A 15,593-nucleotide genomic window follows, 5' to 3' on the forward strand; every position below is an offset into this window, starting at 1 on the left:
AGCATAATGATAGAAATCTCAAGGAAACAAATCGGGAAGCAAGATGGAAAATAATTCAAATCCAAACTGGGAACGTCAAGCGCTTGAGCACCTGCTCTTAGAGAATTTAAAAGAGACTCGTAAGGCTCGTCGTTGGAAAGCAGTGTTGCGTGTGCTAACGCTCTTAGTAATCGTAGCTGTGCTTTTTGCGGTATTTGATTTTCATTTACCTGGTCGCGGCATGAGTGTTGAAAGACATACTGCTATGGTGACCTTAGAGGGAGAAATTTCTTCAAGCACTATAGCTAATGCAATGGATATTAATTCTTCATTGGTGTCCGCTTTTGAGAATGAGCACAGTGCTGGTGTAGTGCTTCGCATCAACAGCCCAGGCGGCTCTCCAGTTCAGGCTGGAATGATCAACGATGAGATTCATCGCTTGCGCAAGCTGTACCCAAACAAACCCTTCTACGTAGTTGTTGAAGATATTTGCGCCTCTGGTGGCTACTATGTTGCAGTAGCGGCCGATCAAATTTTGGTAGATAAGGCAAGTCTCGTAGGTTCAATTGGCGTGATCATGGAAGGCTTTGGTTTCACAGGTCTCATGGATAAGTTAGGCGTAACTCGTCGCATGATTACAGCAGGTTCAAATAAAGGCATGCTCGATCCATTCAGCAAAGAAGAGCCTAAGCAGGTTGAGATGGTCAAGACCATGATTGATGAAATTCATCAACAATTTATTCAGGTGGTTAAAGAGGGCAGAGGATCTCGTTTAAAAGAGAGTGCTGATCTATTCTCAGGCCGCATTTGGAATGGCGAGCAAGCAGTCAAATTAGGCTTAGTTGATGGCTACGGCACAGTCGATTCAGTTGCGCGCGATATCTTCAAAGCACCAGATGTGCTTGACTACACCATGAAAGAGAATTTCGCCGAACGTGTGGCAAAACGCTTTGGCGCTGAGGCAGGTGCTGCTGCGGGTAAAGCTCTAGTAAAGACGCCTGATCTTAAGTAAGCAAGCTTACTTATTTCAATTAGCTTAAATCTAGGCCAATAGTAAAAATACTGTTGGCCTATTTTGTAATGGGGCGCATGCAGCTTCATTTGGATAACGCTTGCGCCACTCTGCAATTGGCAGTGTGGCAATCATTTCTGATGGCAGGCTTAAATCCACTCCAAGACAAAGCTGTGTTTGTGGTGCAAGTGAGTTGATGCAAGCCATCAGCATCGTGGTATTGCGATAGGGTGTCTCAATCCAAATTTGGGTTTGTTGTAACTTGCGGGATTCGATTTCTAGTTGCTTAAGCTTGCTGCTACGCTCATGTATGTCATGAGGTAGATATCCTTGAAATGCAAAGCGCTGACCATTTAAGCCGCTCGCCATTAAACCCAGCAAGATCGAGCTTGGCCCTACAAGAGGTTTGACTTGGGCGCCAAGTTTATGTGCGGCAAGCACAAGCTCTGCCCCCGGATCAGCTACACCAGGAACACCGGCTTCCGACATTAAGCCCATATCGTTGCCAGCTAGCAATGGTTTTAATAAATCAGTTGGCTTTACTGAATCACCATACTTTGCATTGCGCGCAGCACCACGCCACTCACTCATTTGCATTTCTTGAATAGTGCAAGCAAGCGGTGAAGCGTTATCAATTGCTTTTAAAAGTGCTCGTGCAGTTTTTGCATCTTCAACAATCCAGTGTTTGAGTTTGGATGCACATGCAATCGTTTCAGCGGGCATAACCCATGACAACTGTTCAGTACGACCGTCACTACCTAAAGTATTGGGAACTAAGAATAGTGTGCCAAGTTTTGCCATGAATAATTTTTTGGTTGGTTGCTAGGTTGCTTATTTCTTTGCTGGAATTGCAAAACCTGCATCACGCAATAGCCCAGTCAGTGCAATCAAGGGAAGGCCGATGAGGGCGGTAGGGTCATCACTTTTGATGGATTCAAGCAAGCTAATCCCCAGGCCTTCAGACTTGGCGCTACCTGCGCAGTCATAAGGCTCTTCTGCCAGAAGATAGTTTTCTAAAACGGTATCCGGTAGTTTGCGGAAACACACTTCTGTAGGAACGCTAAGCGTAGTTTGTGTATCGCCTTTCATCAGGCATAGAGCGGTATGAAACGTCACTGTTTGTCCACGCATTAATTGCAATTGCGCCATTGCTCTTTCAAAGTTGCCTGGTTTGCCAATTGCTGCACCACAAAGATCGGCTACTTGATCGGAGCCGATTACCCAAGCATCTGGGAATTGTTTAGAAACGACTTCCGCTTTTGCATGTGCAAGACGCATTGCTAAATCCAGCGTGCTTTCACCAGTTAAGGGGGTTTCATCTACCTTGGGGGAAATGACCTCAAAAGGAATGCGAAGACGGGTTAATAGCTCACGTCGATAAACCGACGTTGACGCCAAAATAAGTGATGGTGTTTTGGGGTTGTTAGTAGATTGACTCATTGCTGCGTATTTTCAACTGACTGCGTTAGAAAGGAAAGTGATAAAGGGGGGTAGAAGACGACAGGGGATCTGAGGCCACCTTTTTGCACTCTTGATTTAGACTGATGTCATGGATCGAAATCATGTTTTGCCTCAAGTTCAATTGTCCGCGGAGCTGAATGCTCTGCGACGGGTTGATTTCTGTGCCCCGCAGTCCTACAAGGGCTCTGGCTTTTTAAGCATCCCAGACTTACCAAGGGTGGCTGAAGAGGTGGCAGCTGTTCTTCCAGGAGATGGCTTTGATTGGGTTATCCAGACTCACTTTGAGCATTCTCCTGGTAGCGAGCCCCATCAAATCATGGAGTTAGATCTAAAAGGCAGGTTGCATTTGACTTGCCAGCGGTGCTTGCAAGGGTGTGCGGTCGAATTGGCCGAAAAGCGCCAATTTATCTTTTTGGCCACTGAATCTCAGGCAGATGACTATCCGCCGGAGGATGAGGACCGAGAGCCCTTAGTAGCCAGCCAGCAATTTAACCTCTTGGAGACCATTGAGGATGAGATTTTGCTGTCTATCCCCTTGATTCCTAAGCATTCTGAGGGCTTTTGCGAGCCTCATGCCTCAGTTTTTGGGGAAGGTGATGGGGATGAAGTCCCAGTTGAGCGTGAAAATCCCTTTAACATATTGAAAAATATGAAGAAAAACTGAAAAGGTCAGTTAAAAATAGGGTACTGCTTCAAGCCTTCTTTGCAGGCAAATCAAGCATTTAGACGCTTTTCCATGCTAGAATGTCGCCTTGCTTAGGAGTTCATTATGGCCGTTCAACAAAATAAAAAATCACCATCCAAACGTGGCATGCACCGTGCGCACGACTTTTTGACCGCACCTGCTACGGCTGTTGAAGCCACAACTGGTGAGGCACATTTGCGCCACCACATTTCACCTAACGGCTACTATCGTGGTCGTAAAGTAGTTAAAACTAAAAACGACTAATTTTTTAGTCTAAATAGATCGAAGCGGCTCACTTATAGCCGCTTTTTTCTTAGATAAATCACTTGTAGCAATCAATGAGTTTATGAGCGTTACTCTTGCTATTGATGCCATGGGCGGAGATCATGGGGTCGTTGTGACTGTCCCCGCCGCTTGCGACTTTTTAGAAAAACACGCTGATGTCAAGATCGCCTTAGTTGGTGATCCGGATTTAATTAAGCAAGTCTTAAGTAAATCTTCTAACGCTCCGATGGAGCGCATTCAAATTATTCCTGCTAGTGAAGTGGTGTTGATGGATGATCCCATCGAAGTTGCTTTGCGTCGCAAAAAAGATTCTTCCATGCGTGTGGCAATTGAACAGGTAAAAGAAGGAACTGCTGATGCCGTGATTTCTTCTGGTAATACCGGCGCGCTCATGGCGATTTCTCGCTACATACTCAAAACACTAGAAGGCGTTGATCGCCCTGCGATTGCAACCGCAATCCCAAATGAATTGGGGCGCGGTACCACTATGTTGGATTTGGGTGCAAACGCAGATTGCGAACCTATGCATTTGGTGCAGTTTGCTCGGATGGCTAATGTGATGGTACAAGTGGTGGATGGCAAACCAAATCCTTCTATTGGTCTTTTGAATATTGGCGAAGAAGTCATTAAAGGTAATGAAGTAGTCAAGCAAACCAGTGAATTACTTCGTCAAAGTAATTTGAATTTCTACGGCAACGTTGAAGGCAACGATATTTTTAAAGGCACCACGGATATTGTGGTGTGCGATGGCTTTGTTGGTAATGTAGTGCTCAAAGCTAGTGAAGGTTTGGCTAAGATGATGAGTGGCATGATTCGTGAGGAATTTAATCGTTCTTTGTTGACCAAATTAATGGCGATCTGCGCAATGGTTCCCCTGTTACGTGTTCGCAAACGTGTTGATCACCGTCGCTATAACGGCGCGGTATTGTTGGGTTTGCGTGGTTGTGTGATTAAGAGCCATGGATCTGCCGATCGATTTGCATTTGGATTTGCATTAGATCGTGCATATGAGGCGGCTAAAAATCGCATGGTTGAACGTATTGCCGCAGCCTTTGTGGCGGAGATAACGGTATGAGTATTTATGCAAGAGTGGCTGGCACAGGAAGCTATCTTCCGGAGCAGCGTTTAACAAATCATGATTTAGTTGAACGTCTTGCCAAGTCGGGTCTAGAGACAAGCGATGAGTGGATTACTACTCGTAGTGGGATTTCTGCGCGCCACTTTGCCGCTGACAATCAATTAACCAGTGATTTAGCTGTAAAAGCTGCCCAGGCTGCCTTGAGTAGTGCTGGTATCACTTCAGCTGATTTGGATCTCATCATTCTTGCTACCTCCACCCCTGATCATTTGGGCGGTTTTCCGAGTACGGCTTGTGTGGTGCAAGATAAGTTAGGCGCTCATACTGCATGCGCAGCGTTTGATGTGCAGGCTGTATGTGCAGGTTTCACTTATGCACTTGCTACAGCAGATGCCTTCATTCGTGCAGGCTCTTATAAAAAAGTATTGGTGATTGGCGCTGAAACCTTCTCGCGGATTTTGGATTTCCAAGATCGCGGAACTTGTGTGCTATTCGGTGATGGCGCTGGCGCAGTGGTGCTTGAAGCATCAAACGAGGCTGGCATTTTGTCGACAGCCCTGCATGCAGATGGAAGTCAGCGTGACATTTTGTGCGTACCCGGGCGTTCTGGTAACGGCGCAGTGCATGGCTCACCATTTATGACAATGGATGGTCAAGCGGTTTTCAAGTTGGCAGTAAAAGTATTAGAGCAAGTCGCTCATGAAGTTTTAGAAAAAGCAAAACTGAAGCCAGAACAAATTGATTGGTTAGTCCCTCACCAGGCGAACATTCGCATCATGGAAGGTACTGCTAAAAAAATGGGAATGTCCATGGATAAAGTCATTGTGACGGTTCATGAGCATGGCAATACTTCAGCAGCCTCAATCCCATTGGCTTTGGACGTTGGTGTGCGCTCTGGTCAAATCAAGCGAGGTCAGCATCTTTTGTTGGAAGGAGTTGGTGGTGGTTTTGCTTGGGGTGCGGTAGCGCTCAAATATTAAGATCTCCAATATCTAATCCTTTTATTTCCTTAATTTCAATTCGTAAATTTCACCTATTTCACTTATGACATTCGCATTCGTATTCCCTGGTCAAGGATCTCAATCAGTAGGCATGCTTAATTCGATTTCTGAGCGCCCTGAAGTGCGCGCTACATTGCAAGAGGCTTCTGATGCCTTGGGTGAAGATGTCGCAAAACTGATTGCGGAAGGCCCTGCCGAGGCGCTTGCACTAACAACCAATACCCAGCCAGTCATGTTGACCGCCGCCGTAGCGTTTTATCGCGCTTGGCTGGCTGCGGGTGGCGCTACCCCTAAAGTGATGGCAGGCCATAGTTTGGGTGAATACTCTGCTTTGGTTGCAGCAGGAGTAATTTCTTTTAAAGATGCGGTTCCTTTGGTGCGTTTTCGTGCCGAAGCAATGCAAACTGCAGTGCCAGTTGGTACGGGCGGTATGGCGGCTATATTGGGTTTGGATGATGCAGTGGTTATTAAAGTGTGCGCCGAAGCTAGTGCTGCCTCAGGGGGCGTAGTTGAGGCTGTGAACTTTAATGCACCTGGCCAAGTGGTGATTGCCGGAGCAAGTGATGCAGTGGCTAATGCTTGTGAATTGCTAAAAGCTGCTGGCGCTAAACGTGCACTACCGTTGCCAGTATCAGCGCCATTTCATTCTTCTTTATTGCAACCTGCTTCTGAAAAGCTCAAAGGTTATTTGGCGAATATTGAATTTAAAGCACCAAGCATCCCAGTCATTAATAACGTTGACGTTGAAATCTTGAACGATCCTGCTGCAATTAAAGATGCATTAGTTCGTCAGGCAGCTAAGCCAGTACGTTGGCAAGAAACTATTCAAGCGATGGCTTCTCAAGGTATTACTCAAGTAGTTGAGTGTGGCCCTGGAAAAGTATTGGCTGGCCTTACAAAACGCATCAATGATCAAGTGACCGGCATTCCGGTATTTGATGAGGCGAGTCTAAACGAAGCTCTTGCCAACGTAAAATAAAATCCAATACAACATTCGGAACACAAATATGAATCTCGACTTAAGCGGACAAATTGCCTTGGTAACTGGAGCCTCACGCGGTATTGGTCAGGCGGTAGCGGATGAATTGGTAAAGTCCGGTGCAAAAGTGATTGGCACGGCTACTACAGCTGAAGGCGCTAAAGCAATTGATGCGAGATTGAAGCCATCTGGTGGAGCTGGTTTAGCTTTGAATGTCACCGCACCAAATGCATGCGAAGAGATCATTGATCACATTGTTAAAGAGTTTGGTGGCATCAATATTCTGGTGAACAACGCTGGCATCACTCGTGACAACTTAGCTATGCGTATGAAGTCTGAAGAGTGGACTGATGTAATCGATACCAATTTGAGCGCAGTGTTTCGTTTATCTCAAGCAGTATTGCGCCCAATGATGAAGGCACGCGCTGGTCGAATTATTAATATCACTTCGATTGTTGGTCATATGGGAAATCCAGGCCAAGCAAATTACGCAGCAGCTAAATCTGGTGTTTCTGGAATGACCCGTGCGCTAGCCCGTGAAATTGGTAGCCGTAATATCACTGTCAATTGCGTTGCTCCTGGATTTATTGATACCGATATGACTCGCGCACTGAGCGAAGAGCAGCAAAATGCACTAAAAGTGAACATTCCATTGGCTCGTTTAGGAAGCCCAGAAGATGTAGCTCAGGCAGTGGCTTTTTTGGCCTCTCCAGCCGCTGGCTACATTACGGGTAATACCCTACACGTCAATGGCGGACTCTATTTGGCCTAAGGTCAAAACACGGATTTAGTCATTTTTTGGCGGTTTTGCTAATTCAGTCCGCCAAACTGATAAAATCCTTTTCATCGTTTTTTTACAACCCTTGGGGGACTTAATGGACAACATCGAACAACGCGTTAAGAAAATCGTCGCTGAGCAATTGGGCGTCGCTGAAGGAGACATCAAGAATGAATCTTCTTTTGTGAATGACCTGGGCGCTGACTCTCTTGACACTGTTGAGCTGGTAATGGCTTTGGAAGATGAATTCGGTATCGAAATTCCTGATGAGGAAGCCGAAAAAATCACCACAGTTCAGCTCGCGATCGACTTCGCTAAATCAAAAGCTCAGGGTTAATTCCCTAGCTTAGGTATTACTTAGGTTTACTGTGTCAGCATCAAATGGCCGACGCCGGGTTGTAGTCACCGGCCTTGGCCTCATCTCACCTGTTGGTAATTCAGTTGATGTAGCTTGGTCCAATTTGCTTGCGGGCAAATCGGGTATAGCTACCATCACGAAATTTGACCACGCTCCACTCAGCGTTCATTTCGCTGGAGAGGTGAAAGATTTCAATGTCGAAGAATATGTTTCCGCTAAAGAAGCGCGCCATATGGATACGTTTATTCATTACGGTATCGCTGCTGGCACGCAAGCGATTCGCGACAGCGGTATCGAAGTTAATGAACAAAACGCCGAGCGCATCGGCGTGATGGTGGGCTCAGGTATTGGCGGTTTGCCAATGATTGAGGAGACAGGCGCCGAGCTCTTGGCTCGCGGCCCACGTCGTATTTCCCCATTTTTTGTTCCTGGCTCCATCATTAATATGATTTCTGGACACCTCAGTATTTTGTTTGGTCTAAAAGGTCCAAACGTTGCTGCGGTTACTGCATGTACTACTGGATTGCACAGCATTGGTTTGGCTGCGCGTCTCATTCAGTATGGTGACGCTGATGTCATGATTGCTGGGGGTGCTGAGTCTACGATTTCCGCATTGGGAGTTGGCGGCTTTGCTTCTGCAAGAGCGCTCTCTACACGTAATGATGATCCTGCGACTGCATCTCGTCCTTGGGATAAAGACCGCGATGGTTTTGTTCTGGGTGAAGGTGCTGGTGTTCTAGTGCTTGAAGAGTATGAGCACGCTAAAGCGCGCGGCGCAAAAATTTATTGTGAGCTACTTGGTTTTGGTATGAGTGGTGATGCGTACCATATGACAGCTCCAAACATGGATGGACCACGTCGTTGCATGGTGAATGCAATGCGCGATGCTGGTTTAAATCCAGATCAAATTCAGTACGTGAATGCTCACGGTACTTCAACACCTTTGGGTGACAAGAATGAAACCGAGGCGATCAAAGCAGCCTTGGGCGACCACGCTAAGAAAGCTTTGATTAACTCAACCAAGTCCATGACAGGTCACCTCTTGGGTGGTGCTGGGGGCTTGGAGTCTGTATTTACGATTCTGGCGCTTCATCACCAGAAATCACCCCCCACTATCAATATCTTCAATCAAGACCCAGAGTGTGACTTGGACTACTGCGCCAATACCGCTAGGGACGTGAAGATTGACCATGCAGTCAAAAACAACTTTGGCTTTGGTGGTACTAACGGCACCTTGATTTTTGGTAAGCTGACCTAATATTCTCTTTATCTCCATTTTTTTGGTTTTTACCAAGTAGGTCTTAGCATTATGAAAAAGCACTTTATTGCGCTCTTGGCTATTTTGAGTCTGGGGCAAATGTCGTTTGTTCCACTAGCGATCGCGCAAAATCCTCGCGTCACGATTCCCGATTTTGCGGATCTAGTTGAGCGCGCTAGTCCAGCAGTAGTCAACATCCGAACCACCGAAAAAGTGATGGTTCAGCAACAAGGCGGCATTCCAGGGATGCCTGAGGATCAAGCAGAATTCTTTCGCCGTTTCTTCGGCGTGCCTATTCCCGGAATTCCAAATAGCCCTAAGCAATCACAACCGAATCCTGGAAAACCACAAGAAGCTGATCGTGGCGTTGGCTCTGGTTTCATTATTGAATCTAATGGTTTGATTCTGACGAATGCGCACGTGGTTGAGGGTGCTACTACGATTTATGTCACCTTAACGGATAAGCGTGAATTCAAAGCCAAGTTATTGGGCATGGATAAACGTACTGATGTAGCAGTTGTCAAAATTGAAGCGCGTGACTTACCTAAATTGCCTTTAGGTGACTCATCCAGGGTGCGTGTAGGCGAGTGGGTGCTAGCAATTGGTTCGCCATTCGGTTTAGAGAACACGGTCACCGCAGGCATTGTCTCGGCCAAGAGCCGCGATACAGGGGATTATTTACCCTTTATTCAAACAGACGTTGCGGTTAATCCAGGTAACTCTGGAGGGCCCTTATTAAATACTGCCGGCCAAGTGATTGGCATTAACTCTCAAATCTTTAGTCGCTCCGGTGGCTACATGGGAATCTCCTTTGCAATTCCAATTGATGAAGCAATGCGAGTGGCTGATCAATTGCGTACCAATGGAAAAATGACGCGTGGTCGAATTGGTGTTGCGCTTGGTGAGATGACCAAAGAGGTTGCTGAGAGTTTGGGTTTGGGTAAGCCACGTGGTGCATATGTGCGTAACGTTGAGCCAAATGGCCCAGCTGCAACTGGTGGCATCGAAGCTGGTGATGTCATCCTCAGCTTCAATGGTCGAGAAATTGCGAAGTCCACGGACTTGCCAAGAATTGTTGGTGACACCAAACCGGGTACTTCTGTGACAGTTCAAGTTTGGCGTAAAGGTGCTACTCGCGACTTAACAGTGACGGTTTCTGATGGCGAGGCCTCTCAGGTCGCAAGTAAGAAATCTGAAGCACTATCTGGTGGAAGTACAACCACCCTAGGTGTTGCTGTTAGCGATGTGTCGGATGCTAAAAAGAAGGATCTTAATATCAAGGGCGGCGTTGAGGTCACTGGTTTAGGAGATGGTCCTTTGGCTAGAGCAGGAGTGCGACCTGGGGATGTCATTATTCGGATTGCCGATACCGATATCTCGGGTGCCAAGCAGTTTGAAGCCCTTGTAAAAGGCCTTGATGCCAATAAGGCGGTCCCAGTCTTTATTCGTAGAGCTGACAGCACTTTGGTGATACCTGTAAGGCCAAAATAGGGCATTTTTGCCTAAAAAATGGGCACAGGCGCCATTTGGGCGCCACCCATTACAATCCTTTTAAGACGACTTTTTGCAGCGCATCATCCTGGTGCGTTCTGACAAGGCGTTTTTGGAATTACTAAATAAGACGCTATGGATTTAATCCGCAATTTTTCTATCATCGCCCATATTGATCACGGCAAATCTACGCTCGCGGATCGCATTATTCAACTTTGTGGCGGTCTTTCTGATCGCGAAATGGAAGCCCAGGTACTCGATTCAATGGACATTGAGCGTGAGCGTGGCATCACCATTAAGGCTCAAACCGCAGCACTGAATTACAAAGCCAAAGATGGCAAGACTTACAACATCAATCTGATTGATACTCCGGGGCACGTAGACTTCTCTTACGAAGTCAGTCGATCTTTGTCTGCATGCGAGGGTGCTTTGTTAGTGGTCGACGCCAGCCAAGGTGTTGAAGCACAAACAGTTGCGAACTGCTACATGGCGCTCGAATTAGGAGTTGAGGTTGTTCCAGTTCTCAATAAGATTGATTTGCCACAGGCTGACCCTGATCGCGCTAAAAAAGAAATCGAAGATGTGATTGGTATTGACGCATCAGAAGCGGTAACCTGCTCAGCTAAGACTGGTATGGGTGTTACGGATGTAATCGAAGAGATGATTGCTAAAGTGCCGCCTCCAAAGGGCGATGCATTGGCACCATTACAAGCATTAATTATTGACTCTTGGTTTGATAACTACGTTGGCGTTGTCATGTTGATACGTGTTGTCAATGGCACCTTAAAGCCAAAAGAAAAGATCACATTGATGGCAAATGGCTCAACCCATTTGGTGGAACATGTCGGTGTATTTAGTCCGAAGTCAGTCGATCGTCCAGAGTTATCCGCGGGCCAAGTAGGCTTTGTAATTGCGGGTATTAAAGAATTAAAGGCCGCGAAGGTCGGCGATACCGTAACTCATGCTCCAGGACAGCAAGGTCGAGTTCCTGCTGCTGAGCCCTTGCCTGGTTTTAAAGAAGTGAAACCACAAGTGTTCGCTGGTTTATATCCGGTGGAAGCGAGTGAGTATGATCAGTTGCGCGAGTCACTTGAAAAACTCAAGCTCAATGACGCATCACTCTTGTATGAGCCTGAGGTATCTCAGGCGCTAGGATTTGGATTCCGTTGTGGTTTCCTGGGCTTGCTGCACATGGAGATTGTCCAAGAACGCCTAGAGCGACAGTACGGCATGAACTTGATTACAACAGCACCAACGGTGGTGTATCAAGTTCAGCAATCCGATGGCACCACCATCATGGTGGATAACCCATCTAAGATGCCCGAGGTTAGCAAGATCGATACGATTCTTGAGCCGATTGTGACCGTCAATTTATACATGCCGCAAGAGTATGTAGGCTCTGTCATCACCTTATGTGTTGGTAAGCGTGGCATTCAGACGGGTATGAACTATCTTGGGCGCCAAGTGCAGCTCACTTATGAATTACCCATGGCTGAGATTGTGTTGGATTTCTTTGATCGTTTGAAGTCAATTTCTCGCGGCTATGCTTCGATGGATTATGAGTTCAAAGAATATCGTCCTGCAGACGTAGTCAAGGTTGATATTTTGATTAACGGCGATCGCGTGGATGCGCTCTCCGTGATCGTTCACCGCAGTAATAGCCAGTCTCGTGGCAGAGAAGTGGTCTCTAAAATGCGCGGCATCATTCCGCGCCAAATGTTTGATGTGGCTATTCAGGCAGCTATTGGTAGCAACATCGTGGCTCGTGAAAATGTTAAAGCATTACGCAAGAACGTTTTGGCAAAGTGCTACGGTGGTGATATCTCTCGCAAGCGCAAGCTCTTAGAGAAGCAAAAAGAAGGTAAGAAGCGTATGAAGCAAGTGGGCAATGTGGAGATTCCACAAGAAGCATTCTTGGCAATTTTGCAGGTGGAAGATTAATGAACTTTGCTCTCATCCTCTTCATATTGGTGGTTGTTTCAGGCATTGCTTGGGTTGCTGACCGAGTATATTTTGCGCCCCAAAGAAAAATGGCCGGAATCGATCGTATGCCATTGTGGTTGGAGTACACGGCTGGATTCTTCCCGGTTATTTGCGCTGTATTTGTATTGCGCTCTTTTATTGTCGAGCCTTTCAAGATCCCGTCTGGATCTATGATTCCAACCCTACAAATTGGCGACTTCATTCTGGTGAATAAATTTACCTACGGCATTCGTCTGCCAGTGATCAATCAAAAAGTAATTGACTTAGGTTCACCGAAGCGCGGAGATGTTATTGTGTTTCGCTATCCACGCGATGAATCCGTTGATTACATCAAGCGCGTAGTAGGTTTGCCTGGTGATGTTGTTGTTTATGAAGATAAGCGTTTAACCATCAATGGACAGCCATTGCAATACAGTGGCGGTGAATCGTATTTAGATCCTGAAAATATGCGCTATGCCAAGCGCTTTACAGAAAGCTTCCCCGCCGATCTAGGTGGTAATCGTCATGAAATCCTCAACGACCCAGATCGTCCCGCAACCGTATTGCCAGTAGAGCGTTTTCCTGGTGCTGAGTTTTGTCAATATCAACCATCGGGCTTAACTTGCAAAGTTCCCGCAGGTCATTACTTTGCTATGGGGGATAACCGTGATAACAGCGCAGACTCTCGCTACTGGGGATTTGTTCCAGATAAGAACTTGGTAGGTAAAGCTTTCTTTGTATGGCTCAATCTCGGTAATTTTGGCCGTATTGGTGGCTTCCAGTAAAACATCATGAACACGCGCGCCGTCATTGAAACCGCACCGCTTCAAGAGCGCCTAGGTTATAGCTTTAAGAAGCCAGAGCTGCTTCATCAAGCGCTGACTCACCGTAGCCATAGCAAGAAAAATAATGAACGCTTAGAGTTCTTAGGTGATTCTGTCTTAAATTGCGTAGTCGCCGAAATGCTATATGAGCGCTACTCCGATTTAGATGAGGGTGATTTGTCTCGTGTGCGCGCTAATTTAGTAAAGCAGCAAGCCTTATATGAGATTGCACAAACCTTATCCCTGTCGGACTATTTGCGTTTGGGTGAAGGTGAATTGAAGAGTGGCGGCTTTCGGAGACCATCCATTTTGGCTGATACCTTGGAGGCGGTAACAGGTGCAATCTTTTTGGATGGCGGTTTTGATGCTGCTAAAACTTGCTTACGAAAACTCTACTCCATCATTCTGTCGCAAGTTGACCCAAAAACATTGGGCAAGGATGACAAAACGCTTTTGCAAGAGTGCTTGCAAAGCTATCAATTACCACTGCCTACCTACAACGTCACCGGCACTAGTGGCGCTGCTCATAATCAGCAGTTTGAAGTTGAGTGTTTGATTCCAAGTCTAAAAGTTTCTGTGAAGGGTGAGGGCGCTTCTCGTCGTGCTGCTGAGCAGTCTGCCGCAAAAAGTGCTTTACTTGCTGTGCTAAAGGCCTTGCCACAAGATTCTCGCAAGCCCAAGAAAACGCGCTCTGCTAAGAAAAAGGCCGCTAAGAAAGAGGCGACCGAAGAGCAATTGAATTTGAAGTTAAAGGGATAACTGTGTTTAGATGCGGCACTATTGCGATTGTTGGACGTCCCAATATGGGTAAATCTACCTTGCTCAATGCATTGGTAGGTCAAAAGATCAGCATTACTTCACGCAAAGCACAGACTACGCGCCACCGTATTTTGGGTGTTCAGAATCGCGAAGAGGCGCAATTTATCTTTATTGATACACCAGGATTTCAGACGCGTTTAATGAATACCCTCAACAAGGCTTTGAACCGCACGGTTACTACTGCCTTGCAAGATGTCAACGTAGTTTGCTTTGTTGTTGAGACTGGTTATTTTGGTGAAGACGACAAGAAGGTTCTCAAGCTTCTGCCAAGCGACATACCAGTGGTATTGGTATTAAATAAATTGGATCTGTTTAATAGCCGTTTTCAGGCGCCATCAGAACGCGATCAAGCCTTACTCAATTTCATTAAAGAAATGGCCAAGCCATGGTCTGAATTGGGCGGCCATGAAGATCAAAAGTCAGAGTTCGCTGAAATTGTGCCCATGAGTGCCAAGAGCCCTGGCGATATCCAGAGATTATTGGATGTGCTTGAGGGTTATTTGCCTGAAGGTGAGCCTGTTTATGATGGCGATACGATTACCGATCGCAGTGAGCGCTTCCTTGCTGCTGAAATTTTGCGCGAGAAGGTATTTCGTTTTACAGGTGAAGAATTGCCATACACCTCTACTGTGGTCATTGATCAATTCAAGATGGATGGCAAGATGCGTAGAATCTCTGCGACTATTTTGGTTGACCGAGATAGTCATAAGGCCATGATCATTGGCCAAAAGGGTGAGCGCTTAAAGAAAATTTCTACCGATGCCCGTATTGATATGGAAAAACTGTTTGATGGAAAAGTTTTTCTGGAGACATGGGTAAAGGTGAAGCGTGGTTGGGCGGATGATCGCGCTGAGTTACGGGCACAAGGGCTGGAATAATTTCCTATGGCCTCGATTCGTGTTGCTGACGAACCCGCTTTTGTATTGCACAGCATTCCCTACAAAGAAACTAGCCTTATTTTGGATGTCTTTACGCGACAGCATGGTCGCATGGCGCTCATTGCCAAAGGGGCAAAGCGTCCTCATTCCACATTAAGGCCGGTATTGCAGCGTTTTCAACCGCTTCTAGTTTCATGGAGTGGAAAGTCGGAGTTACGCACCTTAACCAAATCTGAATGGGTGGGTGGCATGCCTTCATTGGTGGGCGATGCGCTTCTTTGTGGCTTTTATCTCAATGAACTGCTTGTGAAATTCTTAGCGCGTGAAGATGAATATGAAAAGCTCTACGATCGTTATGCTGAGACTATTGACGCCTTATCGGCGCTTGAGGAGTCAAAAGGTTTAGAAGAAATTCTACGCCCATTTGAACTGTCATTACTACAGGAAACGGGCTATGCGGCAGCACTTGATCGCTGCGTAGAAACCAATGAAGCACCGATTCATGATGGCCAATATGTATATCAACCAGAAAAGGGCGTGAGGCCCGTTCAAGCAGATGATCCTGGCCATTGGCCGGTGCTGACCGGCAGGTCTTTATTGGCAATCGCGGTTGGTGATTTTTCTGATCCAGTAACCCTATCAGAAAGCAAGCAATTGATGCGCTTTCTATTAGGCTTGCATCTGCAAGATCAGGTACTAACTACGCGTCAAATTCTGATTGATCTCAAGAAAATCTAGTAATCTA

17 protein-coding genes are annotated in these 15,593 nt (G+C 46.4%); 15 read left to right on the forward strand and 2 right to left on the reverse strand.

Annotation, left to right across the window (positions count from 1 at the left end; translation table 11 throughout):
* Positions 1 to 43 precede the first annotated feature (43 nt).
* A complete protein-coding gene (gene sppA, locus ICV39_RS02110; RefSeq protein WP_215390260.1) occupies positions 44 to 991 on the forward strand; it encodes a signal peptide peptidase SppA in 948 nt (315 codons plus the stop codon).
* A 30-nt stretch (positions 992 to 1,021) separates the two neighbouring features.
* On the opposite strand, the gene ICV39_RS02115 is transcribed toward sppA, so the two are convergent.
* Both ICV39_RS02115 and ICV39_RS02120 read right to left on the reverse strand, forming a co-directional pair.
* Complete coding sequence (locus ICV39_RS02115) at positions 1,022 to 1,792, reverse strand: SAM-dependent methyltransferase (protein ID WP_215390261.1); 771 nt, start codon at positions 1,790 to 1,792, stop codon at positions 1,022 to 1,024.
* Positions 1,793 to 1,822: 30 nt separating this feature from the next.
* Entirely contained in the window at positions 1,823 to 2,431 is a 609-nt protein-coding gene (locus tag ICV39_RS02120) for a Maf family nucleotide pyrophosphatase (RefSeq protein ID WP_215390262.1), read from the reverse strand.
* A gap of 109 nt (positions 2,432 to 2,540) precedes the next feature.
* Here ICV39_RS02120 and ICV39_RS02125 point away from each other — a divergent pair, with 109 nt between their 5' ends.
* From ICV39_RS02125 to recO, 14 genes are all read left to right on the forward strand, one after another.
* Positions 2,541 to 3,116 (forward strand): DUF177 domain-containing protein, encoded by a 576-nt coding sequence (locus ICV39_RS02125; RefSeq protein WP_215390263.1) that lies wholly within the window; start codon positions 2,541 to 2,543, stop codon positions 3,114 to 3,116.
* Between the two features lie 105 nt (positions 3,117 to 3,221).
* Positions 3,222 to 3,401, forward strand: coding sequence for a 50S ribosomal protein L32 (gene rpmF / locus ICV39_RS02130; RefSeq protein WP_011902241.1), 180 nt, complete (start codon positions 3,222 to 3,224; stop codon positions 3,399 to 3,401).
* Positions 3,402 to 3,483: 82 nt separating this feature from the next.
* A complete protein-coding gene (plsX, locus tag ICV39_RS02135; RefSeq protein ID WP_215390264.1) occupies positions 3,484 to 4,497 on the forward strand; it encodes a phosphate acyltransferase PlsX in 1,014 nt (337 codons plus the stop codon).
* Positions 4,494 to 5,480, forward strand: coding sequence for a beta-ketoacyl-ACP synthase III (locus tag ICV39_RS02140; protein WP_215390265.1), 987 nt, complete (start codon positions 4,494 to 4,496; stop codon positions 5,478 to 5,480). Before plsX ends, ICV39_RS02140 begins: the two co-directional genes overlap by 4 nt.
* A 64-nt stretch (positions 5,481 to 5,544) precedes the next feature.
* A complete protein-coding gene (gene fabD, locus ICV39_RS02145; RefSeq protein WP_215390266.1) occupies positions 5,545 to 6,480 on the forward strand; it encodes an ACP S-malonyltransferase in 936 nt (311 codons plus the stop codon).
* A gap of 28 nt (positions 6,481 to 6,508) precedes the next feature.
* The gene (gene fabG / locus ICV39_RS02150) at positions 6,509 to 7,252 is read left to right on the forward strand and encodes a 3-oxoacyl-ACP reductase FabG (protein ID WP_215390267.1); all 744 of its coding nucleotides are present in this window, start codon (positions 6,509 to 6,511) and stop codon (positions 7,250 to 7,252) included.
* A 103-nt stretch (positions 7,253 to 7,355) separates the two neighbouring features.
* Positions 7,356 to 7,595 carry an acyl carrier protein gene (gene acpP / locus ICV39_RS02155; protein WP_028819177.1) on the forward strand — a complete coding sequence of 80 codons (240 nt, stop codon included), beginning with the start codon at positions 7,356 to 7,358 and terminating at the stop codon, positions 7,593 to 7,595.
* A 31-nt stretch (positions 7,596 to 7,626) separates the two neighbouring features.
* Positions 7,627 to 8,874, forward strand: coding sequence for a beta-ketoacyl-ACP synthase II (gene fabF, locus ICV39_RS02160; protein WP_215390268.1), 1,248 nt, complete (start codon positions 7,627 to 7,629; stop codon positions 8,872 to 8,874).
* Between the two features lie 51 nt (positions 8,875 to 8,925).
* Positions 8,926 to 10,365, forward strand: a complete 1,440-nt coding sequence (locus tag ICV39_RS02165) for a DegQ family serine endoprotease (RefSeq protein WP_215390269.1) — start codon at positions 8,926 to 8,928, stop codon at positions 10,363 to 10,365.
* A 135-nt stretch (positions 10,366 to 10,500) separates the two neighbouring features.
* Complete coding sequence (lepA, locus tag ICV39_RS02170) at positions 10,501 to 12,306, forward strand: translation elongation factor 4 (protein ID WP_215390270.1); 1,806 nt, start codon at positions 10,501 to 10,503, stop codon at positions 12,304 to 12,306.
* Positions 12,306 to 13,112, forward strand: a complete 807-nt coding sequence (gene lepB / locus ICV39_RS02175) for a signal peptidase I (protein WP_215390271.1) — start codon at positions 12,306 to 12,308, stop codon at positions 13,110 to 13,112. Before lepA ends, lepB begins: the two co-directional genes overlap by 1 nt.
* A gap of 6 nt (positions 13,113 to 13,118) precedes the next feature.
* Complete coding sequence (rnc, locus tag ICV39_RS02180; protein ID WP_215390272.1) at positions 13,119 to 13,910, forward strand: ribonuclease III; 792 nt, start codon at positions 13,119 to 13,121, stop codon at positions 13,908 to 13,910.
* A gap of 44 nt (positions 13,911 to 13,954) precedes the next feature.
* A complete protein-coding gene (gene era / locus ICV39_RS02185) occupies positions 13,955 to 14,848 on the forward strand; it encodes a GTPase Era (RefSeq protein ID WP_251372748.1) in 894 nt (297 codons plus the stop codon).
* Positions 14,849 to 14,854: 6 nt separating this feature from the next.
* Positions 14,855 to 15,586: a DNA repair protein RecO gene (gene recO, locus ICV39_RS02190; protein WP_215390274.1), complete on the forward strand. Its 732-nt coding sequence runs from the start codon at positions 14,855 to 14,857 to the stop codon at positions 15,584 to 15,586.
* Positions 15,587 to 15,593 lie beyond the last annotated feature (7 nt).

This window comes from Polynucleobacter sp. MWH-UH25E (assembly GCF_018687095.1).
Classification (GTDB): domain Bacteria; phylum Pseudomonadota; class Gammaproteobacteria; order Burkholderiales; family Burkholderiaceae; genus Polynucleobacter.